We start from the raw sequence: 25,328 nt of genomic DNA on the forward strand, positions 1-25,328 counted from the left end.
ATTATATAGATCTAGTTTAGTTCATCCATGAAGGGTCTGAAGGATTTTCACGCCATTTAAATAGCTTGTCCATTGCTTCTTCTTCAATGTATCCCGCTTCGTTTGCCGCTTCTACTAGCGTAGAGTAGTCTGTTAGCGAATAAACTTGAAGTTCTTTTTCTTTAAACAGCTGACGCGCTTTTTCCAGCTCATATGTAAAGATAGATACAACTCCCAGCACTTCACACCCCTGCGCTTTTAATGCATCGACTGCAGTAAACACACTTCCGCCAGTTGAAATCAAATCTTCAATCACAACTACTTTTTGACCTTTTGTTACTTTTCCTTCGATTTGATTTCCTTGGCCATGTTCTTTTGCTTTGCTTCGCACATAGCACATTGGAAGCTCTAGTGCTTCACTTACCCATGCTGCATGAGGAATACCAGCTGTAGCGGTACCAGCAATCACTTCTGCATTGGCAAAATACGTTTTAATTAAATGCTGCAGACCTTTTGCAATTTCTTTTCGCACTTTCGGGTAGCTAAGCGTTAGACGGTTGTCACAATAGATAGGTGACTTAATTCCAGAGGCCCACGTAAACGGCTCGTTTGGTTGAAGGCTTACTGCCTCAATATCAATTAATTGTTTTGCAATTTCTTTTCGTAGTTTTGTCATCGCGTAATACGCTCCCCTTTCCACTGCTGTAACATCTCATAATATGCTTTAAGCGGGTCTTTTGCTTTAGTAATAGAACGTCCAACGACAATGGCGCTTGAGCCATATTCTCTCGCTAGCTGAGGTGTTGCCACACGGACTTGGTCATCTACTGAATCTGTGCCCATACGAATACCCGGCGTTACGGTTAAAAAGTCCTCTCCTGCTGCTTTTCGAATCGAAGGCACCTCATGAGTAGAACATACAACGCCGTCAAGTCCACTTTTTTTAGCAAGCGCTGCATAATGCGTAACCACTTCTTGCATCGAGTGTGTAATGAGCTGCTGCTCTTTTAGCATTTCATCAGATGTACTCGTTAGCTGAGTAACCGCAATACAATCCGGGCGCTTTTTGCCGGCAGCTGTTCCTAAGTCAAGTCCTTCAACGGCTGCTTGCATCATGTTCGTTCCGCCGGCAGCGTGAACGTTAACCAAATCTACTTCAAGAGAAGCTAAAGACTTCATCCCTTGCTTTACCGTGTTTGGAATATCATGAAGCTTTAAGTCTAAAAAGATTTGATGGTTTTGCTCTTTTAATGCAGAAATAATGGATAGCCCTTCTTTATAAAACAGTTCCATTCCTACTTTCACAAATAATGACTCTTGTTGAAAAGGCATTAAAAACTGCTGTACATCGTTAATTGATGAAAAGTCAAGAGCAATGATTAACGGTTGCTTCACGCTTTTTCCAGCTCCTTCCGATACATTCTGAAACATGTTCGTACCCCAATGATGTTAATAGCCTTGGAAGTTCGTCAATGATGGTTGGGCACACATACGGATCGACAAAGTTTGCTGTACCAACGGCTACTGCGCTTGCACCTGCATACAGAAATTCAAGTACGTCTTCAGCAGTCGTAACTCCGCCCATACCAATGATCGGAATGTTCACTTTTTGACTGACTTCATGTACCATTCGAATCGCTACCGGCTTGATTGATGGGCCTGACAGTCCGCCTGTGCCGTTCGCTAAAACCGGCTGAGCTGTTTTCAAATCCAGACGCATCCCGAGAAGCGTATTGATCATCGTTAAGCCATCCGCGCCAGCTCCTTCAACAGCCAGTGCCATGTCTACAATATTGGATACGTTTGGTGATAGTTTAACATAAACTGGAACATTTGAAACATCTTTTACCGCTTTTGTTAGACGAGCAGCGATAACAGGATCAACGCCAAACGCAATTCCGCCTTCTTTTACATTTGGGCATGAAATATTCAGTTCAAGTGCTTTCACATTAGACACGGTTGAAATTTCTTTTGCTACGTGCACATACTCTTCAACCGAAGCGCCGGCTACGTTTGCGATAATCGGCACATCATATTGCTGCAGCCAAACGAGCTCTTCGTTCATTACTTTTTCTAACCCAGGATTTTGTAATCCAATCGCATTTAGCATTCCCGCAGATGTTTCCGCTACCCGAGGAGTTGGATTGCCAAAACGAGTTTCAGCAGTCGTCGCTTTAATCATAATGGCTCCAAGTGCATCAAGTGAATAAAATTGAGCATACTCACGCCCAAACCCAAAACAGCCGGATGCTGGCATAATTGGATTTTTCAAATCTAATCCTGGCAATGTCGTTTTTAGCATACTCATAGAAGCACCTCCCCTGCTTGAAAGACGGGACCGTCGCTGCAGATTTTTTTATATGCCGTAGAATTTTCACTTTCCCTACATACACATGCAAAACAAGCGCCGATTCCACAGCCCATTCTTTCTTCTAAAGAAATGTAAAGCGGCTTGTTTGTATAATTATTTTCTAGTGCTTTTAACATCGGAGTTGGACCGCATGAAAACATAACGTCATATGAAAACTGCTGCTCGTCAATCACCGTTGTAACAAAACCTTTTGTTCCGTAAGAGCCGTCTACCGTTGCAATATATGTTTCTCCTAAAGCTAAAAACTCTCGCTCGTAAAATACGTCTGCTTTCGATTGAAACCCTAAGACATGGATCACCTGCACACCTTTTTCACGAAGTCTTTTTGAAAGCTCATAGAGCGGAGGCACTCCAATGCCTCCCCCTACTAATAAAGCCGTTTGACCTGACTCTATCGCATCTAATGGAAAACCGTGGCCAAGCGGACCTAACACGTCAATCGACTGTCCGGCTTGTTTTTCGGCCAGCAGTGATGTTCCCGCCCCTTCTGCACGGTAAATCATCGTAAATTGTTCGTGCGTTTGATCAATTTCTGCAATACTTATTGGTCTGCGAAGCAGTGGCAAATAGTCGTTGTTAACGCGGATATGCACAAACTGCCCCGGCTCATTCATGAAACGAACAAGCTCGCCTTGAAGGGTTAATTCATATACATTGTGTGTTAACGGTCGCTGACTGACGACTTGCATCATTTCATGTTTGATCATACGGTTGTCACCTCTTTAGTTGGACGAACTTTTTTCATTGGCGTTGTATGGAAGCTGATCGTTTCAAGCACTCGTAAAATCGCTTCTGCTGTATCAAGTGATGTTAAGCAAGGTACGCCATTTTCAACTGCTTCACGGCGAATTTTAAATCCGTCACGCGCAGGCTGTTTTCCTTTTGTTAGCGTGTTGATGACAAGCTGCGCTTCACCTTTTCGTATCACATCTAAAAGATTGTGATCTTCATGATGAATTTTATTTACTATTTTTACGCGAATGTCTTCTTTTGTAAACGTTGAAGCTGTTCCTTCCGTTGCAATTACCTGATAGCCGATGTTAGCAAAACGCTTCGCCAGCGCTGTTGCCTCTTCTTTATCTTTATCCGCTACTGTCATAAGTACTGAACCGTACGGCTTAATGGACATACCTGACGCAATTAGTCCTTTATATAACGCTTTTTCGTACGTTGAATCTTGCCCCATTACTTCTCCAGTAGATTTCATTTCAGGTCCAAGCGTAATATCTACGCGGCGTAGTTTTGCAAATGAGAAGACCGGCACTTTTACGTACACGCCCTCTTCTTCAGGGTGCATGCCTGATTCATAGCCAAGATCTTTTAAACTTGTTCCTAAAATAACTTTTGTTGCCACATTCGCCATCGGAATACGCGTGATTTTACTTAAGAACGGCACCGTACGGCTTGAACGAGGATTTACTTCAAGAACAAACACTTCTCCTTTTGATAAGACGAACTGAATGTTAAGCAGTCCAATAATGTTTAAGCCTTTTGCAATACGTGTTGTGTAATCAATGATTGTATCTTTTACGTCCTGTGACAGAGTTTGCGGTGGATATACAGCGATGGAGTCACCTGAGTGTACACCCGCGCGCTCTACATGTTCCATGATCCCTGGAATAACCACTGTTTCACCGTCTGAAATGGCATCGACTTCAATTTCTTTTCCCGTTAAGTAGCGGTCGATTAATACAGGATGATCAGCGTGTACTTTTACCGCGTGTTTCATATAGTGAAGCAGTTCTTCTTCTTTATACACAATTTCCATTGCGCGTCCGCCTAGTACATATGAAGGACGTACAAGCACCGGATAACCAATTTCTTTTGCCACAACCACTGCTTCTTCTACGGATGTAACCGTCTTTCCAAGCGGCTGAGGTACTTCTAAACGTGCTAGCGTCGCTTCGAATTTTTTACGATCTTCCGCTGCATCTAAGCTTTCAAGCGACGTTCCTAAAATCTTGACCCCTCTTGCTTCTAGCTCATCTGCTAAGTTGATTGCTGTTTGACCACCGAACTGTACAACCACACCTTCTGGTTTTTCTAAATCGATGATATGCATCACATCTTCAATCGTCAGCGGCTCGAAGTATAATTTATCTGAAATACTGAAGTCAGTTGATACTGTTTCTGGATTGTTATTGACAATAATCGCTTCGTATCCGGCTTCTTTAATCGCCCACACGGAGTGAACCGTTGCATAGTCAAACTCAATTCCTTGCCCGATACGGATCGGACCTGACCCTAACACTACAACGCTTTTACGATCTGTAACAATCGATTCATTTTCATCTTCAAACGTACCGTAGAAATATGGCGTTGTCGATTCAAATTCTGCTGCACATGTATCTACCGTTTTGTATACTGGCATCACGCCATTTTGTTTGCGGAAGTCGTATACTTCACGCTCTGTTTGATTCCATAGCTTAGCAATCGTGCAGTCTGCAAATCCCATTTCTTTTGCTTCCTGTAAAACTTCTACGTTATGAATCTCTTCTTTTAACACATTTTCAAAAGCAATCACTTTTTCAAGTTTTACTAAGAAGAAAAGATCGATTTTGCTCCACTCGTGAATTTGCTGAATCGTTACGCCGCGGCGAATGGCTTCTGCGACGTAGAATAATCGCTCATCGCCAGCCTTGCGAATACGTTTTTCAATAATGGCATCATCAAATTCATGCGCATCTTTCAGCTCTAAGTGATGAACGTTTGACTCTAGTGAGCGTACGGCTTTTAAAATTGACTCTTCGAACGTGCGGCCAATTGCCATTACTTCCCCTGTTGCTTTCATCTGTGTACCTAGTTTACGATTAGCTGATTCAAATTTATCAAACGGCCAGCGTGGAATTTTAGATACGATGTAATCTAGTGCCGGTTCGAAACATGCGTATGTCTTCCCAGTTACCGGGTTCATCATTTCATCTAATGTTAGCCCTACCGCAATTTTTGCTGCTAATTTTGCAATTGGATACCCTGTTGCTTTTGATGCTAAAGCCGATGAGCGGCTTACACGAGGGTTTACTTCAATTACGTAATACTGGAAGCTTTCTGGGTCTAGTGCTAGCTGAACGTTACATCCGCCTTCGATTTTAAGCGCTCGGATAATTGTGAGTGACGCATTTCTAAGCAACTGATACTCACGGTCGCTTAGCGTTTGGCTTGGTGCTACAACAATTGAATCTCCCGTATGAATACCGACCGGATCAAAGTTTTCCATATTACATACTACGATCGCATTATCGTTTGCATCGCGCATTACTTCATATTCAATTTCTTTAAAGCCTGCAATGCTTTTCTCAAGTAAGCATTGTGTTACAGGACTGTGTTTTAATCCACTTGTTACAATTTCAATCAACTCTTGCTCGTTATTACAAATTCCGCCTCCCGTACCGCCAAGTGTATAAGCAGGACGCACGATTACCGGATAGTTTACTTGTTCAACAAACGCATACGCTTCGTCTAGCGAATGAATGATTTCACTTGCTGGGACAGGCTGATTTAGTTCGTTCATTAATGAACGGAACTGCTCACGGTCTTCAGCTTGTTCAATCGCCGATAATTTTGTCCCGAGAATTTCTACATTAAATTCTTCTAAAATACCCGTTTCGTGTAATTCTACCGCTAGGTTCAGTCCCGTTTGACCGCCAAGCGTTGGAAGCAGTGCATCCGGGCGTTCTTTACGAATAATTGAGCTTACAAATTCAACCGTTAGAGGTTCAATATATACTTTATCTGCCATTTCTGAGTCTGTCATGATTGTTGCAGGATTGGAGTTCACAAGAATAACTTTGTATCCTTCTTCTTTTAGCGCAATACATGCTTGCGCTCCTGCATAGTCAAACTCTGCCGCCTGTCCGATGACGATTGGTCCTGATCCGATTACGAGAATTGTGTTAATATCTTGACGTTTTGGCATTAGCAATTACCTACTTTCTGATTGTTTTTCATAAGATCCATAAATTCGTTGAACAATCCGTTTGCATCTTCAGGTCCCGGTGATGCTTCAGGGTGATATTGAACCGTAAATGCCGGATATTCTTTATGCTTTACTCCTTCAACTGTTCCATCGTTAAGCGCAACGTGCGTCACTTCTAATGGCGTGTTGACAAGAGATGGCTCACATACTGTATAGCCGTGGTTTTGAGATGTAAGAGCTACTTTATTGGTTTTTAGATCCTTTACAGGATGGTTGGATCCACGATGACCAAATTTCATTTTTTCTGTATCTGCTCCGCATGCTAGCGCAAACAGCTGATGTCCTAAACAAATTCCGAACAGCGGAACCTTTCCTAAAACCCCTTGAATCATCTCGATTGCTTCAGGTACGTCTTTTGGGTCTCCAGGTCCGTTGCTTAACATGATGCCATCTGGATTTAATTGAAGAATTTCTTGCGCAGTTACGTTATAAGGAACCACAATCACGTCGCATTGACGAGCTGTTAATTCGCGTAAAATTCCGTGTTTCATTCCAAAGTCAACGAGTACCACTTTTTTACCTCTGCCTGGGCTTGGGTAAGGCTTCACTGTTGATACTTTTTTAACTGAATCAGTCGGAAGTTCATGATTTTGAAGCTGTGCTACCACTTCTTCTACATTGACTTCCATGTTGCATACGCGTCCGCGAAGCGCACCGTGCTGACGAATTTTCCGCGTTAATTTTCTCGTGTCGATTCCAGCTAATCCTGGAATGTCTTTTTGTTTTAAAAATTCATCTACTGATAGTTCGCTTCTGAAGTTTGAAGGAGCATCACAAATTTCTTTTACAATTAAACCGTGGACAGCTGGTTCAATGGACTCAAAGTCATCGCGGTTAATACCGTAGTTTCCGATTAAAGGATATGTTAATGTCACAATTTGTGCACAGTATGATGGGTCAGATAGAATTTCTTGATATCCTGTCATTCCAGTGTTGAAAACCACTTCTCCTGTCATTTCTTTGTCGCTGCCGAATCCTTTTCCGATAAATACTGTTCCATCTTCTAAAATTAGTTGACGTTGCATGCTTTAACATCCTCCCATACTCGTTTACCTTCTACTAATGTCATTACCGGCCAACCTTTGCATACCCAGTTAGCAAACGGCGTGTTTTTACCTTTTGATACAAATTCTTCTGGATTAATTGCTTTTTCTGTTTCAAGATCAATGATGGTTAAATCTGCTGGTTTTCCTACTTCAATCGTGCCATAAGGAAGATTGAACGTTTCAGCGGGCTTGTTTGTTAAATACGATACTAGCTGCTCTAGCGTCATTACCTCTTTTAATACTAAGTTTGTATAAAGAAGTGGGAAAGCTGTTTCAAGTCCCACAATTCCAAACGGCGCAAGCTCCATGCCTTCTGCTTTTTCGTCTGCTGTATGCGGTGCATGATCAGTGGCGATAAAATCAAGCGTTCCGTCTAATAAAGCTTCAATCAATGCCTGTTGATCATCTTTTCCTCGAAGCGGCGGATTCATTTTAAAATTCGAATCAAGTCCCGGGATATCTTCTTCATTTAGTAACAGATGGTGAGGCGTTACTTCTGCAGTTACGCGAATGCCTGCTTTTTTCGCATCACGAATGGCGCGAATGGATTCTTTTGTACTTACGTGACACACATGGTAGTGACAGTTTGCTGCTTCAGCAAGCAGGACATCTCGTGCAATTTGAACGGCTTCGCAGATAGAAGGGATACCGTTTAGTCCATGTTCTTTTGCGAATTTCCCGTCGTGTACGCAGCCTTTGTTAATTAAATCATTATCTTCACAGTGAGCCACGATTGCTTTGTTTAATGAAGCGGCTTTTTTCATCGCTTCCAGCATCATTCCTGTTGACTGAACCCCTACTCCATCATCTGTAAAAGCAAATGCTCCCGCTTCTTTTAAGCCTTCAAAGTCCGTTAATTCTTTTCCCAATTGACGAGTAGTAATCGATGCGTATGGCAATACGCGCACATGTGCTGTTTCTTCAATGCGCTTGTTTACCCACTCCATTTGTTCCACAGTATCAGGCACTGGACGCGTGTTCGGCATGGCAGCAATGGCTGTAAAACCGCCCTTTGCAGCTGCTAGAGTACCTGTTTCAATTGTTTCTTTCTTTTCTCCCCCTGGCTCGCGTAAGTGAACGTGGACATCGATTAAACCCGGTGATAAGAAGTTCCCGCCTGCATCAATGACTTCTTCATTCTGTACGTCGATGTGTGAAGCTATTTCAGCAATTACACCATTTTCAATTTTCAGTTCGACTTTTTCAATTTTTCCTTCATTTAACCATGTAGCATTTTTGATAATTGTTGTCATTATTAAGTCCCCTTTCAATTGGTTGTAGCGCTCTTGCTAATACTGCCATGCGAATGTACACGCCATTTTGCATTTGTTTAAAAATTCTTGAGCGTTCACATTCAACGAGCTCATCTGCAATTTCGACTCCTCTGTTTACAGGAGCTGGATGAAGGATAATGCTATGTGATTTCATTTTCCGCTCTCGTTCAACGGTTAATCCGAAGCGGCTATGGTAGTTCTTTGCAAGCTCTGAAGCGTTCTCTTCATGCCTTTCAAATTGAATACGCAGCAGCATCACAACATCGACCGTTTCGATTGCTTCATCGATATCAAGATATGTACCGTGTCTGTTCTCTTCATCTTTCCATTCTTCAGGTCCCGCAAAATATACGGTCGCCCCTAGCTTCGTCAGCATTTCAGCATTCGATCTCGCTACGCGGCTATGTCGCAAATCTCCGACTATTGCGACTTTTAATCCTTTAAACGAGCCGAACTCTTGGCGAATCGTCAGTAGATCAAGCAGACACTGAGTTGGATGCTGACCGCATCCGTCTCCTGCATTAATGATGGGAATCGATACTTTTTCCTGCAGTGCTTCATAATAGCGATCTTGCGGGTGGCGAATAACAACTGACTGAACGCCGATTGAAGCTAATGTTTCAATCGTGTCATAAAGCGTTTCTCCTTTTTGGACGCTTGAAGTTGTTACTTCAAACGGAATTGTTGTTAATCCTAGCTGCTGTTCTGCCATTTCAAAGCTACATCGAGTACGCGTGCTCGCTTCAAAAAATAAGTTGGCAACAAACATTTTCTCTTCCGGTTTCCATCCTTGTTTATTCGTTCGATAGTTTTCAGCGCTGTCTAAAATCTCTAGAATTTCATTTGTTTCTAGTGTTGAGACTGTCACTAAATGTTTCATATCGATTCCCTCCATTTTTGCTTTCCTCGCATTTCTTTATAAAAAACACCCTTTCTAACTTAGAAAGGGTGTAAGAAAACAAGCTTCGTCTATAACGCGCTTTTCACACACCCTTAGAAACCTCTCTGGATTTCAATTAAAAGGCGTTCTATGAAATTTTTCGTGCTGACGTTTGTTGAACGTTTTCTACTTCTTTTATCTTCTCTTTCGGCAGAACTAGATTCAGCAGAACTCCCATGATAGCAGACAGTGCCATGCTATCAATCTTTACATGTTCTGAGATATCTAAGTGTGCTCCTCCGATTCCTAACACTAAGATAATCGAAGCAATCATTAAGTTTCGTTTTGATCCAAGGTCTACCTTTGCATCCACCATCATGCGCAAGCCTGATGAAGCAATGATTCCGAATAAGAGAATTGAAATCCCGCCCATGACCGGCGTTGGTATACTTGAAATAAGAGCGTTGATTTTGCCGACAAACCCGAACAAAATTGCGAAGACTGCTGCTCCTGCTATCACAAATACGCTAAGCACCTTTGTGATGGCTAACACTCCGATGTTCTCACCGTATGTTGTATTTGGCGGTCCGCCGATCAGCGCAGCAAGCATAGTTGCTACTCCGTCTCCTAAAATCGATCTGTGCAGCCCTGGCTTTTCAATATAGTTTCGATCCACAATCTTATTTAAGACAAGAATGTGTCCGATATGTTCTGAAAGTGTGACGACTGCTACAGGTACCATGATAAGCACAATCCCCAGTGAAATGGACGGCGTGTATGTGACAAACGGCACGTAGAAATGAGGTACTTCAATCCACTCTGCTTTCACTACCTTTGAAAAGTCTACTAATCCTTGTGTATAAGCGAAGATGTATCCGCCGATAATTCCCATCAGTACCGGAATCAGGCTGATAATGTTTTTAAAGAAGATTGAGCAAGCAACTGTTATCGCTAGTGTCACAAGCGCAACCATCAGGTAAGTTAAGCTGTAATTTCCTTTTGCATCGTTCATAGCCATGCCTACTGCTGTATTAGCTAGTCCTAAGCCTATAACCATAATAACTGGTCCTACTACAACCGGAGGAAGCAGCTTCATAATCCAATTGATTCCTGTTCCTTTTATAATCAAAGCAACGATTCCATAAACAAGTCCGGCTAAGAAACAGCCAACCATCGTTTCTTCAGGTCCAAACGAAGCTTTTGCAAAAATGATTGGCGTGATGAACGCGAACGATGAACCAAGATAAGAAGGAATTTGACCTCTTGTAATGAGCAGGAAAGCAAGTGTTCCTACCCCGCTTGAAATCAAAGCAATTGCCGGGCTGAACCCGACTAGGAACGGCACTAACACCGTCGACCCAAACATTGCAAACAAATGCTGCAGACTCAATGTTAACCAATTTACTGCTTTTGGTTTATCATGTATATCAAGTACAAAATCTCGTTGTTGACTCATATGCTTTTCCTCCTATCACTATTAAAAAACCTCTTTACGCAGAGGCAAAGAGGTTTTCAGCATACAGGGAAGACGCTATACCGCAGTATAGTTTTCCTTGTATAGTGACCCCCCTTTTGCAGCCTCACGGGACTACCATTTAAAAGGGTATATAATTTATTTTTCGTAAATAGACACGTGGTCTTTTTCATCTACTTCCATTAAATGCACCGCAATTTTTTCACTTTTAGCTGTCGGTACGTTTTTGCCAACATAGTCTGCTCGAATCGGCAGCTCGCGGTGCCCTCTATCCACTAAAACAGCCAGCTGAATGAGTTCAGGTCGGCCGATATCAATTAGTGCATCAAGTGCTGCTCGAACCGTACGGCCCGTATATAACACATCATCTACTAAGATGACGTTCTTATTTGCAATATCTGTCGGAATATCTGATCCTTTTACGAGAGGCTCATCATTGCTTGTCACTTTTGATAAATCATCTCGGTAAAGCGTGATGTCGAGTTCTCCGACTGGCAGTGTATTTCCTTCAATTTGTGCAATTCGTTCTGCTAAACGTTTTGCGATATAAATACCTCGCGTTTTAATCCCCACTAGCACACAATTTTCGATTCCTTTATTCTTTTCAATAATCTCATGTGCAATTCGAGTTAAAGCGCGGCGAATAGCCTGCTCGTCAAGTACGGTAGCTTTTACGTTCACTGTTTTTCACCTCAAGTTGTTGACATAAAAAAATCCTCTTGCCTTGAGGCAAGAGGATTTGGTTTTAGACATATTTCTTCAAAAAGGCTATAAGTATGCCTTTTCTGCACCGTTTCCTTCTCAGCCTCTCTGGACTGTTCTTAAAGGTTCTTATTAAGTTAATACAAGTATGCCATCACTTATGGCAGTTGTCAACTTCTTTTTTCAATAAGCTCTAGCATCTCATTAAACTCTTTTGGAGCCGGCGCTTCAAATTCCATATATTCATTTGTACGAGGGTGAATAAAGCCTAATACACCTGCATGAAGCGCTTGTCCGTCAATCGGAAGCGTTTTTTTCGGTCCATATTTCGGATCTCCAGCAAGCGGAAAACCAATATACTTCATATGAACGCGAATTTGGTGTGTTCGTCCCGTTTCTAGCTTACATTCAACAAGTGAAAAATCTTTAAAACGCTGTAATACAGTAAAATGTGTCACTGCATCACGACTGTTTTCATCAGTGACCGTCATGCTTTGACGATCTTGCTTATCTCGGCCGATTGGCGCATCAATTGTACCGTGATCGTGCGCAATTACTCCGTGAACGATAGCTTTGTAGCGACGCGTCACTGTTTTAGCTACAAGCTGACTAACTAGTGATTCATGAGCTAAATCATTTTTTGCAACCATAAGTAAACCAGATGTATCTTTATCAATTCGATGAACGATACCAGGGCGCATAACGCCGTTAATACCGGATAAATCTTTACAGTGAGCCATTAGGCCGTTTACAAGCGTGCCGCTATGATGACCAGGAGCTGGATGTACAACCATGCCGCGAGGTTTATTTACAACAAGCACATCTTGATCTTCATAATAAATATCTAAATCCATTTCTTCCGCTACCACATCAAGCTCTTCTAGTTCCGGCACTTCAATAATAACAGCGTCTCCTGTTTTACATTTATAGTTTCCTTTAACGGTTTTATCGTTCACTTTTGCGTGACCTTCTTTAATCCACTGCTGCACTTGTGAACGTGACCATTCTGCATTTACAGTCGAAAGTACTTTATCAATACGTTCTCCCGCTTGTTCTTCATTTATAACTGTTTCAATTACATTCATTCTTTGTGCTCCTTCTTCATTTTCCCTTCAAACAGCGTCATAATAAACATGATGATTACTCCGACGACAAGTGCCGAATCAGCTACGTTAAAAATCGGAAAATCATACGTAAAGATGTATGTATTTACGAAATCAACTACTTCTTTACGGACCACTCGATCAATAAAGTTTCCAATGGCGCCGCCTAACATTAATGCTAGCGCAATACCGAACCATTTATCTTGTTTTTTGAGCTTTTGAATATAAATTATTAAACCGACTACCACAACCACCGTAATGAGATAAAAGAACCACATCTGTCCTTGTAAAATCCCCCACGCGGCTCCTCTGTTACGATGAGAGGTAATGTAAAGAAAGTTTTCAATCACGGTGATGCTTTGTCCATAATACATTTCTTTTACAATCATCCATTTTGTTACCTGATCAATAAGTATAACAGCTAAAGCGATAAGATAATAAAACACAAACGTTTTCCTCCCGCAATAAAATCAAACGAATCCATACTAAAGCATTTTAGCACATAATTCATTTTTTTTCTCGCTTCTCACCATAAAACAAATAAATCTTCGTTTGTGCGGGCCGTCGGCATTACTTTTAATTTATGAATAGACATCACTTCGCCAGTTAGTTCATCAATTCCGAACGCACCAACGTCAAGCTTTGCTAACGCGTGTTCTACATCTTTTAAATCTGCTTTAATCATTTCTATTACATAACGTTCCTTTTCATCTATATAACCAGATTGTTCTGTAGCATATCTCACTAGGCGATCTTGTAATTCTTCTTTAATAAGAGCTAATTCCTGTCCAATGGAAAGATAATTTTCATACATGCAAACGCCTCCTGTGCTGATAAGATGAAGTATTAATGATGTTAGGTTTACCGAGTTTTCCATCGAATCTACAACACAAGTTTTTCCTAAGGCTTTAAATGCTTTATACCATTGTATTTGGGAATTTCGTACAGCAAAAAACACGCCCAAAAAGGACGTGTTTTTGTTCATTACTGCTGAACGTAGTGATTTTTCACAACATCCGCACAGCGTGTACATAAAGTCGGGTGATCTTGATCTTCGCCAACTGTTGGTGATACAACCCAGCAGCGCTCACACTTCTCACCTTCTGCTTTACTTACAACAATTGAAGCATAGCTGAATTTTTGTGCTTCAGCAGGTGCTTCACCTTCTGCTACTTCAAGATCTGAAACGATGAAGAGTTGACCTACATTTTCAGAAATAGATGCTAACAGCTCTTTTGTATCTGCTGTTGGATACAGCGTTAATTTCGCTTCTAAAGACTTACCGATTACTTTTTCATTACGAGCCTGTTCTAGCGCTTTTAATACTTCATCACGAAGCTCCATGAACGCATCCCATTTCTCTACTAATTGATCTGCTCCTTCAATTTCTTGAACCTCTGGCATATCAACTAGCTGCACGCTTTCTTCCTTTACATTTGGAATGTGAACCCATACTTCGTCTGCTGTATGAGAAAGAATTGGAGACACTAATTTCGTTAACGATAATAACGTTTCATAAAGGACCGTTTGAATGCTGCGACGCTCTACATTATTTTCTGCTTCGATGTACAATACATCTTTTGCGAAGTCTAAGTAGAATGAACTCATATCAATTGTACAGAAATTATGCACTGCGTGATAAATGCTTGAGAATTCATATGAATCATAAGATTTTTGCACTTTATCAATTAATTTGTTCAGCTTCACAAGCATGTAGCGGTCTACTTCACGAAGGTCTTCAACGGCTACAGCGTCAGTTGTTGGATTAAAGTCCGCTAAGTTTCCTAGTAAGAAACGGAACGTGTTGCGGATTTTACGATATACTTCTGCTACTTGTTTTAAAATGTTATCAGATACACGAACATCAGCTTGGTAATCTACAGAAGCTACCCATAAACGTAAAATATCTGCACCTAGTTGTTTCATTACTTTTTCTGGAATTACAACGTTTCCTAATGACTTACTCATTTTGCGACCTTCACCGTCTAAAGCAAATCCGTGGCTAAGTACCCCTTTATAAGGTGCTTCACCCGTTACAGCTACACTTGTAGAAAGACTTGAATTAAACCAGCCTCGGTATTGGTCAGAACCTTCTAAATACAAATCAGCCGGACGCTGTAAGTCTTCACGCTCTTCAAGAACAGCTTGATGTGAAGAACCAGAGTCAAACCATACGTCCATGATGTCTGTTTCTTTTGTGAAGAGGCCATTTGGGCTTCCTTCATGAGTAAAGCCTTCTGGAAGCAAGTCTTTTGCTTCACGCTCAAACCATACGTTTGATCCATGTTCTCTAAATAGATTTGATACGTGTTCAATTGTTTCGTCCGTAATGATTGGCTCATCATTTTCAGCATAAAATACCGGAATCGGCACGCCCCATGCACGTTGGCGAGAAATACACCAGTCTCCGCGGTCACGCACCATGTTATAAAGTCGCGTTTCACCCCAAGTAGGCACCCATTTTGTTTTTTCTACTGCTTTTAATAAATCTTCACGGAAATCTTTAATAGACGCAAACCACTGTGCCGTTGCACGGAAAATTGTTGGTTTCTTTGTACGCCAGTCATGTGGGTATGAGTGGGTAATGAAACTTAATTTTAACAGCGCGCCTTCTTCTTCTAGTTTGTCTGTAATCGGCTTATTCGCTTTATCATAGAATAACCCTTCAAATCCTGGTGCTTCATTCGTCATATGACCCTTACTGTCGACTGGGCAAAGAACTTCCAAACCGTATTTTTGACCAACGATAAAGTCGTCTTCCCCGTGTCCCGGTGCTGTATGAACACATCCAGTACCAGCATCCGTTGTTACGTGATCGCCAAGAACAACTAAAGAATCGCGCTTGTAGATTGGATGTTCAGCTACCACGCGTTCAAGTTCTGAACCTTTTACTGTACGAAGTGTCTTATAGTCAGCCCATTCAATTTCTTTAGCAACTGTTTCAATCAGTTCAGTTGCCACTACATATTTTGCTCCGTCTGCTTCAACTACGCTGTACTGAAGCTCAGGATTGACAGCAATCCCTTGGTTAGCTGGCATTGTCCATGGTGTTGTCGTCCAAATGATGAATTTTTCATCTTGGTCAAGCACACCTTTACCATCTTTTACGTTAAACGCTACGTAAATAGAAGCTGAACGCTTGTCATAGTATTCAATTTCCGCTTCTGCTAAAGCAGATTCACTTGAAGGGGACCAGTACACAGGTTTTAACCCTTTGTAGATGTAGCCTTTTTTCGCCATGTCACCAAACACTTTGATTTGCTGCGCTTCGTACTGCGGCTGAAGCGTTACATATGGATTATCCCAATCTCCGCGTACGCCTAAACGCTTGAACTGCTCACGCTGGCCGTTTACTTGTTCCCAAGCATACTGTTCGCAAAGCTTACGGAACTCAGCTACCGTCATTTCTTTGCGGTTTACTTTTTTATTTTTTGTTAAAGCTGTTTCAATTGGCAAGCCGTGTGTATCCCAGCCTGGTACATAAGGTGCGCAGAAGCCTGACATCGACTTATAGCGAACGATAAAATCTTTTAAAATTTTATTTAAGGCATGTCCCATGTGAATATCGCCATTCGCATATGGAGGTCCGTCATGCAGGACAAATAGCGGACGACCTTCCGTACGTTTTTGCACTTTTTCATAAATATTCATTTCAGCCCACTGTTCTTGCATTTTAGGCTCGCGGTTCGGTAAATTTCCACGCATCGGAAATTCAGTTTTTGGCATCAATAATGTATCTTTATATTCCATGTTTTACCCTCCAAAAAAAACGTAAATTTCATATCTTTTTGTACCATAACAAAAAGACCTCCTCATCCCAAAAAGGGACGAGAAGGTCTCCCGCGGTACCACCCTAGTAGATTTGCTGCACGCAAATCCTCTTTGCATTCGTAACGTGAATAAACCGCCACTGCTTACTATCATCATTTCAGCAATGGTACTCTAGGGTGATTTTCACTTTTTTGTTTGTTATCGAGCTCGCACCATCCTCGATTCGCTTTGACAAACTAAAAAAGCTACTCTCCCTGTCTCCGTACTGTTTGATATGAAATTTCATCTGTTACCAAATTATATGACAACAAAACGTGAGAAGTCAAGATGATGTCTCGACTAGTCAATTTTTTCTTCTAGCGCTGGCATCTCATAATCCATCAACTGATCCCAGTCATCGCTGTTTAACATTTCAAGCTGTGCTTCGATTAACATTTTGAAACGAGTTCTAAATACTTTAGACTGCTTTTTCGTCTCCTCAATGTCCATCGCAATTTTACGAGACTTAGACAGTGCTTCATTAATAATACGGTCCGCATTTTTTTCTGCTTCTTTTATAATGAGCTTCGCTTCTTTTTCAGCGTTTCGCTTCACATCTTCCGCTGCTTCTTGAGCAATTAAAATTGATTTATTTAACGTTTCTTCGATGTTAGTAAAATGTCCAAGACGATCTGTTAATTCAGATACTCTTCCTTCTAACTCCTTTTTATCACGCATTACCAGCTCATAGTCTTTAATTACTTGGTCAAGAAACTCATTTACTTCATCTTCATCATATCCGCGAAACCCGCGATTAAACTCTTTGTTATGAATATCCAAAGGGGTTAAAGGCATCTAGGCCACCTCCGTGTTGTCTCATTACATCATTAGTAATGGTTTATTCGACATATTTTTAAAATTTCCTGCTAGTAGATTTCTTTATTTCTGCTTTCCTACAACAATTCGCCATTTTTCTTTTTTAGTTTTGCCTTCAAGTGAAACGATACGACTTCTGCCGTGGCCACGAAGCGACAAAATATCACCTTCATGACATTCAAAAGACGGCTGTTCAATGACTTTAAAATTTACTTTTACCGCTCCATTTGCAATAAACGGCTGGACTTTTTGTCTTGATAAATTGTGAATAGTCGACAGCAAAACATCAAGCCTCATTGAAGAAACTGTATAAACGTGTTCAATCAGCTCTTCTTTTACCACATGCAGCTGCTCTCTTTGAATAGAAGAAAGTGAAACTTTGGCTTTTCCAATTGATGTTAAATTCATCTCGATATAGGAAGAAATTTCCTCTGCAACTACAAGCTGAATATCGTCTCCCGCGACCAAAATATCTCCAAATTTTGAACGGCGCAGTCCTAAAGACATCGCCGAACCAAGAACTTGAGGATGTTCAATTGTCACAAACTTTTTAGGATAATTGAGCTCGTACATACACAACTGAAAATCTTCGCTTTGAGGTACATAGTAATCGGGATATAGCAGCGCACGCTTGCGTTCAGCAAACGGTTGTCCACCATCAAATGAAACTTGAACCTCTCCTTCAGTCCCGATAATAGCCGTCACAATCTGCTGTTCTCTTGGATCTAAAAAGTCCGTTAATTTTGGGCTGTATTGATGTAGGACATCTTCTTTCCACTGAAGAACCTGGTCAATAAATCCATGTTCTTCTTGCCTAAAATGTTCATAAATAGACATATTATTACTCCTACTATTGGTATGTAAAAAAGGAATCCAGCGATTCCTTTTTAAATAAATCCAACCATACTGTGAAGTGAACGTACCCCTGCTTGCGCAAATCGTAGTAAAAAGATTGCAACAAGAGGTGAAATATCAATCATGCCAATCGGCGGAATGATTTTACGAAAAGGCTCTAAGTAAGGCTCACAAATACTGCCAAGCAGCTGACCAAACTTAGATGCCCTTACATCGGGTACCCAAGACATCAAAATGTAAATAATCAGTGCCCATGAGTAAAGACCAATCAATTGCCCAAGAATCCCAAAAACGATGTCCAAAAACTACCACCTCTTTACGTTTGTTGTATCGTGTTCTCCCATCATATCTGAAATGCTTCCGCTTACGTCTACATTATCAGGTGTACATAAAAAGATGTCGGTTCCAATTTTTTGAATGTCCCCGCCTAAAGCATAAACTGTACCACTTAAAAAGTCGACAATTCTCACTGCTTGATCTCGTTGAATGCGCTGTAAATTAACAACTACGACTTTACGATTTTTTAAATGATCCGTAATTTCTTGTGCTTCGGCATAGACGCGCGGTTCGCAAAGCATCATTTTTGATGATTTTTGAACGCTTTGCAAGCTAATCACATTTTGCTGCTGATTCGGCTGCTGACTAGCTTTCACTGCTGGTCTCGACTGCTGTACAGGCTCTTCTACCGACTCTTCTTGTTCGTAATGTTCTTCTACATATTCAGTATCGTCATCAAGAGCAAAGAAACTTCTAAAGCGATTTTTCATACTCATCTTGAATTACACCTCCTTAACGTTCATTCCCAACTAACGTGGTTCCTAGTCGAATGAATGTTGCTCCTTCTTCAATTGCAATTGCATAATCGTTTGACATTCCCATTGATAGCTCCGTACACGGTGCATATGGCAAATTTAGTTCTTGTATACGACTCTGCAATTTTTTTAGACCTTGAAAACAGCTGCGAAGAGCGGGCTCATCATCTGTGTGAGGAGCCATGGTCATTAATCCAACCACTTGAATATTTGTAAATTCTTCAAGGGATTTAATAAATGGAATTACGTCTTCTACAGCAAGGCCATGCTTGGATTGTTCTTCGGCAACATTAACTTGTACAAAACATTTTATACGATGTCCTGCACGTTTATCAATTTCTTTTGCTAAAGATAATCGGTCTAGTGAATGAATATAGTCAACTTTATCAATCACATTTTTTACTTTTCTTGTTTGTAAGCTTCCGATAAAATGCCAGGTCGCTTTCTCACCAATTGATTCATACTTTTCTAGAAGACCTTCATCCCTGTTTTCTCCGAGATGTAAAATGCCCGCATCCACTGCTTCTGCTGCTCGTTTTGTGGAAACGTATTTTGTTACAGCAATCAGCTCTACATCTTCTCGATTTCGATTAACTTTTTTACACGCTTCAGCAATTGTTTGTTGAACTGCTTCTAGATTTTCACTTACGCTAGCTGTCACTATGTAATTACTCCTCCTTAAAGCCTATGAAGTTAAACATGCGTCCTGTTTTCCCTTGGTCGCGGCGATGTGAGAAGAACAGGTCATCTTCACAGCTTGTACAATACGACGATGTTAAAATTCGTTCCGGCAATACGCCTGCGTTTTGAATCAGCAGCTTATTGACTTTTTTTAAATTAAGCGCGTATTGTCCAGGGCTTACTTCTTGATATCCATTTTGGCCCACTACTTCGTTTACTTGTGTAATGACGCGGTTATCGACAACATAACAGCAATCTTCAATCGAAGGGCCAATCGCCACGTAAATATCTTCAACCGGAACATTTTCTTGTTCTACCCAATGTCGAATCATATTTCCTGCAATATCTTTCACTGTTCCCTTCCATCCGGCATGAGCTAGACCAACTAAATGGTGATCAGGCGCATAGAAGTACAGCGGAACACAATCTGCATAACATAAAGCTAACAAAATATCAGATTCATTTGTATAAATGCCATCCGTTGCTTTTATGCCCTCTTCATACTTGTAGAGTCCTTTTGCACAGTCGGCTTTTGTTACTTTTTGAACAGTTGCTTCATGTACTTGTTCAGCACATACAAAGCTTTCAAAAGACATGTCTAGTTCGGCTGCTAAAATCTTTCTATTTGCAATAACATCTTCTACGTTATCGTTTACGTGAAGCCCTAGGTTAAAAGAAGCAAATGGAGGTTTACTCACGCCACCATTTTTTGTGGTGAAACCAACAACAAGCATATCATTCTTTTCTACCCAAGGGCTCAGCCACATAAACGACTCGTGATGGCTTTTTTTTAATGGCTCAGGATTCATGTATGTGACACATCCCTTGTTTCATTTGTTCTCACATATTGTACCACAGATTGCTAGGTGCTGTTGACAAAAAACTAATTCTCTTCAGGCTGAAATGCGTCTTTATAACGTACTAAAATGACATCAGAACCAATTTTCACAATATTTTTCCACGGAATCACAATTTCATCATCTTTTCCAAAGAAACCTAATACACGAGAGCCTCCGATAATGACGGCCTGTATTTTTCCCGTTGTTAAGTCAATATCAATATCCCCTACATTTCCAAGTTTTTTTCCATCAGCTACATTCACTACATCTTTCAGCTGAAATTCTGAAATCTTTAACATGATCTCTCCTCCTATAGCCAACTTTATTCCTTAGCCTATATATATTTTCAAATTTTCATTTCATGAAGGAAAAGCTTATTTTTTCTCTGCCATTCTCGTTCTATAGGCATTTTGTTCACTAATTACACATCTTTTCATCAAGAGACATTCTCAACGAGTAGCTAGAATTCCTCACAGCAATAGGAAATCTGATATAAATATCTTTTGATCATGTATTCATTTATACATACAAAATAAGCACCGTGTCCGTTTTTATAGACACGATGCTTATTAAGTTGAACATCAAATAAAGTGAATGGTATTGATTGTATGAACACGAGCAGCTGCCAGTTTAGAGAGCTTTTGTTAACTTTGAATATTTTTATTCATCTGTTTAATAGCAGCTTTTTCTAAACGAGAAACCTGCGCTTGAGAAATCCCAATTTCTTCAGCAACTTCCATCTGTGTTTTACCTTGGAAGAAGCGCTTTCGTAAAATTAGTTTTTCTCGCTCGTTCAATCTTCTCATACCTTCTTGCAAAGCAATTTCTTCAATCCAAGTTGAATCACGGTTGCGTTCATCGCTTAGCTGATCCATGACATAGATTGGGTCTCCACCATCATTGTAAATAGGTTCAAATAGAGAAACCGGATCTTGGATAGCATCTAAAGCAAACACAATTTCTTCATGCGGTACTTCTAGGACTTTTGAAATTTCCTCAGCTGTAGGTTCCTTGGATGTTTCACTCATAAGCCTTTCACGAACTTGAAGAGCTTTATAAGCAATATCACGAAGGGAACGAGAAACACGGATTGGATTATTGTCACGTAAATAGCGGCGAATTTCCCCTATAATCATTGGGACAGCATATGTAGAAAACTTCACGTTTTGACTTAAATCAAAATTGTCAATGGATTTCATTAATCCAATACATCCAACCTGAAATAAGTCGTCAACAAATTCTCCACGATTGTTAAAACGTTGGATCACGCTGAGTACGAGACGTAAATTTCCGCTTACTAGCTTTTCTCTTGCTGTTCCATCTCCAGCCTGCATTTGTTTAAACAACTTTCGCATTTCTTCATTTTTTAATACGGGAAGTTTCGAAGTATCTACTCCACAAATTTCTACTTTATTTCTTGTCAACTCTTTCCCTCCTAACAGGAGATGATGTTCTGAATTCAGTATCTCCTCAGAAGGAAAAAATATGCACTTTTACAATTCTGACAATTCCACGCTAAAAAAGCTGATTGTATAAGATGCTTCTCAGCCCTTATACAATCAGCTTTTTTACTTAAACCATTTTATTAAATTCTTTTCGCAGCCGTTTAATAATTCGTTTTTCGAGCCTTGAAATATAAGACTGAGAAATGCCTAGCATATCTGCTACATCTTTTTGCGTTTTTTCTTCTCCGCCGGCTAGCCCAAAGCGCAGCTCCATAATTTGCTTTTCCCGATCATTTAATTGGTGCAGTGCTTTCAGCAAAAGTTTTCGATCTACATTCGCTTCTAGGTCTTTTGTGATGATATCTTCTTCGGTTCCCATCACGTCAGATAATAACAGTTCGTTTCCATCCCAATCAATATTTAACGGCTCATCAAATGAAACTTCAGATCGAATTTTATTGTTGCGGCGCAAATACATTAAAATTTCATTTTCAATACAGCGAGAGGCGTACGTCGCTAGCTTAATTTTCTTTTCAGGATTAAACGTGTTTACTGCTTTAATTAAACCGATGGTACCAATGCTAATTAAATCCTCAATATTGATTCCCGTATTTTCAAACTTGCGGGCAATATAAACAACAAGTCGCAAATTACGCTCAATCAACAGTGAACGTGCTGCTTCATCTCCTGATGGAAGTTTTTTCAAGAGCACTTCTTCTTCATCTTTTGTCAGCGGCGGTGGAAGAGCTTCACTTCCTCCTATATAGTACACTTCATCTGTTTTTAGCTTAAGTTTAATTAATAATTTGTACCACCATAATTGAAATCGAATTCGATATGTAGCCATTCTGTATCCTCCTTTATTTGTTCACACCTTTTACGATGCGGAACTTACTTCTCCAATAACGATAAGCTTCGGATGAACAATACATTCATATTGCTTCTCCACTGAAAGCGTTGTATGACTAATACCTACTAATACTTTAGTGACTTCAATCGTGTTGGACTGATGTACCAGCCTTACCATATCTGGCTTTAGAGCAAGCAGCAGCTGATTGGCTTGGCCTACGCTTCGATAAGGGACAAAGCGGACTTTTGAATACCACTCTTGATCAATATCTTCGCTGTGTGAAAAGGATTGGACATTTTTGCTTAATTCCATTAAGCCTTCAGGCAATATTTCTTTTAAAGAATCTGCTGTAACAATCATAACCGGGGTTTTCGTCAGCGGATCCACAAGCTGATTCCCACTATCAATAAGTCCTTTCATCGACAGCGTCTGTTCGTTTAAAATAACTTCTACATCTACCAGCTGATCAAATGTAATATTTTTCATTCGCAAATCATCAACTCGTGCTTTTGAAAAATAAGATAATAGCGGAAAACCAATAAGAACAAATATCCAGCTAATAGGATCACCAAACTGTGGAGATTTCGTATCAACCATTTGATTAAGAACAAGGAACTGATCTTGAAATAAAAAGTGAACGCCCATTAACCCTCCACCCACAACAAAGGTTGCAAAATAAAACGTTAATAAATTCTCAAAGAAAAAGCGCAGTCGTTTATAACCAAACGCCATCAATACCATAAAAAACGAGAATAAAATTTTAATAGCAGGATGAACCATAAGATGAGAAAAAGGTGTAAACATAAGAAGGACAATCAATGAACCGATAAAGCCGCCAAGCAAAAGCCGCCACCACTTGTAATTCCGTTTAAGTACAACAGCACATAACATTAGTAGGATCGTATCTAACCCAAAATTCAGCATCCATATTAAATCTAAATAGATTGGCAATGTTTATAACCTCTCCATTCTTTCTGAATTTTTCTGTTAAAAATTAGTATATAGTACATCCTATTAGAAAGTCTGTCAGTTCATGCCGAGAAACAAGCAGTATTTTTGAGGAAATCATTCGATATTTGTCACACCATTTTTAGAAAGAAAACACAAACCCTTTGAAGGCGTCATATTGACCATGTCGAATGTTTTTTATACTCTTTTTGAGTTTTCTAGATTCATTGCATAAAAAAAGACCTCTGTATAAAACAGAGGTCTTGGCTTTTTATTTTCTTAGCGTCTACGATTACGGTTTCGTAAGAATGTTGGAATATCTAGCGCATCTTCAGACTGTGGCTGAGATGGACGCGTATATTCTTGCTGTACAGGTTCTTCACGCTTTACTTCACGCTTCGGCTGTGGAGCCGGTTGCTGTGTCGATTGCTGCATGCGATTCGCCGATAACGAAGGGCGACCTGGTTTTGGCTGTGATAAATCTTGGTCACTAAAGCCAGTTGCAATAACTGTAACAACAATCTCGTCTTTTAGGTTTTCGTTAATAACAGATCCAAAGATCATGTTCACTTCTTGGTCAGAAGCCGAAGCAACGATATCTGCAGCTTCTTGTACTTCGTAAAGACTTAGGTTTGTACCGCCTGTGATATTCATTAACACACCTTGAGCTCCATCGATAGATGTTTCAAGAAGTGGACTTGAAATAGCTTTTTTAGCTGCTTCAGCAGCGCGGTTTTCACCAGTCGCAATACCGATACCCATAAGTGCAGATCCTTTGTTAGACATAATTGTTTTCACGTCAGCGAAGTCTAAGTTAATTAATCCAGGAACTGCGATTAAATCTGAAATACCTTGCACACCTTGTCGTAATACGTTATCCGCTTCACGGAACGCTTCTAGCATTGGCGTGTTTTTATCAACGATTTCTAATAAGCGATCATTTGGAATAACAATCAGCGTATCCACTGCTTCTTTCATTGACGCAATACCGCCTGCCGCTTGAGTAGAACGCTTACGGCCTTCAAACGTAAACGGACGAGTAACAACACCTACCGTTAGTGCTCCTAGCTCACGAGCAATTTGGGCAATGACTGGAGCTGCACCAGTTCCAGTTCCTCCACCCATACCAGCTGTTACGAAAACCATGTCTGCACCTTTTAGCGCTTCTTGGATTTGTTCCTTACTTTCTTCAGCAGCTTTTTTACCAACTTCCGGATTAGCACCTGCACCTAATCCTCTTGTTAATTTAGCGCCGATTTGCATTTTTGTTTCAGCTTTTGATAAATTTAATGCTTGTGCATCTGTATTAACTGCAATAAATTCTACACCTTGGACGCCATGTTCAATCATTCGGTTAACCGCGTTGTTACCGCCGCCTCCGACACCGATTACTTTAATCGTCGCTAATTGGTCTACACTTGTATCAAACTCCAACATGATAGTTCCTCCTAATTCTTCGAAATTACC

At 40.5% G+C, this 25,328-nt stretch carries 25 protein-coding genes and 1 other annotated feature; all 25 genes read right to left on the minus strand.

The window, feature by feature from the left end; genetic code table 11:
- Nucleotides 1–16: 16 nt before the first annotated feature.
- The 25 genes from pyrE to ftsZ all read right to left on the minus strand — a co-directional run bounded on the left by pyrE (nucleotide 17) and on the right by ftsZ (nucleotide 25,298).
- On the minus strand, nucleotides 17–655 hold the full coding sequence (pyrE, locus tag U9R83_RS21180) for an orotate phosphoribosyltransferase (protein ID WP_013058931.1): 639 nt from the start codon (nucleotides 653–655) through the stop codon (nucleotides 17–19).
- Nucleotides 652–1,374, minus strand: a complete 723-nt coding sequence (gene pyrF / locus U9R83_RS21185) for an orotidine-5'-phosphate decarboxylase (protein WP_042991914.1) — start codon at nucleotides 1,372–1,374, stop codon at nucleotides 652–654. Before pyrF ends, pyrE begins: the two co-directional genes overlap by 4 nt.
- Complete coding sequence (locus tag U9R83_RS21190) at nucleotides 1,346–2,287, minus strand: dihydroorotate dehydrogenase (RefSeq protein ID WP_014458392.1); 942 nt, start codon at nucleotides 2,285–2,287, stop codon at nucleotides 1,346–1,348. The genes pyrF and U9R83_RS21190 overlap by 29 nt, the downstream gene beginning before the upstream one ends.
- Nucleotides 2,284–3,057 (minus strand): dihydroorotate dehydrogenase electron transfer subunit, encoded by a 774-nt coding sequence (locus U9R83_RS21195; RefSeq protein ID WP_014458391.1) that lies wholly within the window; start codon nucleotides 3,055–3,057, stop codon nucleotides 2,284–2,286. The genes U9R83_RS21190 and U9R83_RS21195 overlap by 4 nt, the downstream gene beginning before the upstream one ends.
- Nucleotides 3,054–6,266, minus strand: coding sequence for a carbamoyl-phosphate synthase large subunit (gene carB / locus U9R83_RS21200; RefSeq protein WP_014458390.1), 3,213 nt, complete (start codon nucleotides 6,264–6,266; stop codon nucleotides 3,054–3,056). The genes U9R83_RS21195 and carB overlap by 4 nt, the downstream gene beginning before the upstream one ends.
- Entirely contained in the window at nucleotides 6,266–7,351 is a 1,086-nt protein-coding gene (locus U9R83_RS21205; protein ID WP_013084840.1) for a carbamoyl phosphate synthase small subunit, read from the minus strand. The genes carB and U9R83_RS21205 overlap by 1 nt, the downstream gene beginning before the upstream one ends.
- Entirely contained in the window at nucleotides 7,336–8,625 is a 1,290-nt protein-coding gene (locus U9R83_RS21210) for a dihydroorotase (protein ID WP_014458389.1), read from the minus strand. The genes U9R83_RS21205 and U9R83_RS21210 overlap by 16 nt, the downstream gene beginning before the upstream one ends.
- Entirely contained in the window at nucleotides 8,588–9,526 is a 939-nt protein-coding gene (locus tag U9R83_RS21215; protein ID WP_243549908.1) for an aspartate carbamoyltransferase catalytic subunit, read from the minus strand. Before U9R83_RS21215 ends, U9R83_RS21210 begins: the two co-directional genes overlap by 38 nt.
- Before the next feature lie 148 nt (nucleotides 9,527–9,674).
- Nucleotides 9,675–10,982: a uracil-xanthine permease family protein gene (locus tag U9R83_RS21220; protein ID WP_014458388.1), complete on the minus strand. Its 1,308-nt coding sequence runs from the start codon at nucleotides 10,980–10,982 to the stop codon at nucleotides 9,675–9,677.
- 156 nt (nucleotides 10,983–11,138) lie between these two features.
- Nucleotides 11,139–11,681 carry a bifunctional pyr operon transcriptional regulator/uracil phosphoribosyltransferase PyrR gene (pyrR, locus tag U9R83_RS21225; RefSeq protein ID WP_013058940.1) on the minus strand — a complete coding sequence of 181 codons (543 nt, stop codon included), beginning with the start codon at nucleotides 11,679–11,681 and terminating at the stop codon, nucleotides 11,139–11,141.
- A gap of 191 nt (nucleotides 11,682–11,872) precedes the next feature.
- Nucleotides 11,873–12,787 carry an RluA family pseudouridine synthase gene (locus tag U9R83_RS21230; RefSeq protein WP_014458386.1) on the minus strand — a complete coding sequence of 305 codons (915 nt, stop codon included), beginning with the start codon at nucleotides 12,785–12,787 and terminating at the stop codon, nucleotides 11,873–11,875.
- Nucleotides 12,784–13,251, minus strand: coding sequence for a signal peptidase II (gene lspA / locus U9R83_RS21235; RefSeq protein ID WP_013084844.1), 468 nt, complete (start codon nucleotides 13,249–13,251; stop codon nucleotides 12,784–12,786). The genes U9R83_RS21230 and lspA overlap by 4 nt, the downstream gene beginning before the upstream one ends.
- 80 nt (nucleotides 13,252–13,331) lie before the next feature.
- Entirely contained in the window at nucleotides 13,332–13,619 is a 288-nt protein-coding gene (locus U9R83_RS21240) for a conjugal transfer protein TraR (protein ID WP_013058943.1), read from the minus strand.
- Between the two features lie 170 nt (nucleotides 13,620–13,789).
- On the minus strand, nucleotides 13,790–16,555 hold the full coding sequence (gene ileS, locus U9R83_RS21245; RefSeq protein ID WP_226554924.1) for an isoleucine--tRNA ligase: 2,766 nt from the start codon (nucleotides 16,553–16,555) through the stop codon (nucleotides 13,790–13,792).
- A 70-nt stretch (nucleotides 16,556–16,625) separates the two neighbouring features.
- Nucleotides 16,626–16,846: a binding site (T-box leader), on the minus strand.
- Between the two features lie 69 nt (nucleotides 16,847–16,915).
- On the minus strand, nucleotides 16,916–17,410 hold the full coding sequence (locus tag U9R83_RS21250) for a DivIVA domain-containing protein (RefSeq protein WP_013058945.1): 495 nt from the start codon (nucleotides 17,408–17,410) through the stop codon (nucleotides 16,916–16,918).
- Between the two features lie 84 nt (nucleotides 17,411–17,494).
- On the minus strand, nucleotides 17,495–18,268 hold the full coding sequence (locus U9R83_RS21255; RefSeq protein WP_226554923.1) for a YlmH family RNA-binding protein: 774 nt from the start codon (nucleotides 18,266–18,268) through the stop codon (nucleotides 17,495–17,497).
- 50 nt (nucleotides 18,269–18,318) lie between these two features.
- The gene (locus tag U9R83_RS21260; protein WP_014458382.1) at nucleotides 18,319–18,588 is read right to left on the minus strand and encodes a YggT family protein; all 270 of its coding nucleotides are present in this window, start codon (nucleotides 18,586–18,588) and stop codon (nucleotides 18,319–18,321) included.
- 3 nt (nucleotides 18,589–18,591) lie between these two features.
- Nucleotides 18,592–19,059, minus strand: coding sequence for a cell division protein SepF (locus U9R83_RS21265; RefSeq protein WP_014458381.1), 468 nt, complete (start codon nucleotides 19,057–19,059; stop codon nucleotides 18,592–18,594).
- A 16-nt stretch (nucleotides 19,060–19,075) separates the two neighbouring features.
- Nucleotides 19,076–19,759: a YggS family pyridoxal phosphate-dependent enzyme gene (locus tag U9R83_RS21270; protein WP_014458380.1), complete on the minus strand. Its 684-nt coding sequence runs from the start codon at nucleotides 19,757–19,759 to the stop codon at nucleotides 19,076–19,078.
- A gap of 7 nt (nucleotides 19,760–19,766) precedes the next feature.
- Nucleotides 19,767–20,588, minus strand: coding sequence for a peptidoglycan editing factor PgeF (pgeF, locus tag U9R83_RS21275; protein WP_208732900.1), 822 nt, complete (start codon nucleotides 20,586–20,588; stop codon nucleotides 19,767–19,769).
- 74 nt (nucleotides 20,589–20,662) lie between these two features.
- Complete coding sequence (locus tag U9R83_RS21280; RefSeq protein ID WP_013058951.1) at nucleotides 20,663–20,917, minus strand: YlmC/YmxH family sporulation protein; 255 nt, start codon at nucleotides 20,915–20,917, stop codon at nucleotides 20,663–20,665.
- A gap of 345 nt (nucleotides 20,918–21,262) precedes the next feature.
- Nucleotides 21,263–22,042 carry an RNA polymerase sporulation sigma factor SigG gene (gene sigG, locus U9R83_RS21285; RefSeq protein WP_013058952.1) on the minus strand — a complete coding sequence of 260 codons (780 nt, stop codon included), beginning with the start codon at nucleotides 22,040–22,042 and terminating at the stop codon, nucleotides 21,263–21,265.
- Nucleotides 22,043–22,190: 148 nt separating this feature from the next.
- Nucleotides 22,191–22,910 (minus strand): RNA polymerase sporulation sigma factor SigE, encoded by a 720-nt coding sequence (gene sigE, locus U9R83_RS21290; RefSeq protein WP_013058953.1) that lies wholly within the window; start codon nucleotides 22,908–22,910, stop codon nucleotides 22,191–22,193.
- A 30-nt stretch (nucleotides 22,911–22,940) separates the two neighbouring features.
- Nucleotides 22,941–23,864, minus strand: a complete 924-nt coding sequence (gene spoIIGA / locus U9R83_RS21295; protein WP_014458377.1) for a sigma-E processing peptidase SpoIIGA — start codon at nucleotides 23,862–23,864, stop codon at nucleotides 22,941–22,943.
- A gap of 276 nt (nucleotides 23,865–24,140) precedes the next feature.
- Nucleotides 24,141–25,298: a cell division protein FtsZ gene (ftsZ, locus tag U9R83_RS21300; protein WP_013058955.1), complete on the minus strand. Its 1,158-nt coding sequence runs from the start codon at nucleotides 25,296–25,298 to the stop codon at nucleotides 24,141–24,143.
- Nucleotides 25,299–25,328 lie beyond the last annotated feature (30 nt).

Origin of the sequence: Priestia sp. LL-8, assembly GCF_036227845.1 — a bacterium.
GTDB classification, from domain to species: domain Bacteria; phylum Bacillota; class Bacilli; order Bacillales; family Bacillaceae_H; genus Priestia; species Priestia zanthoxyli.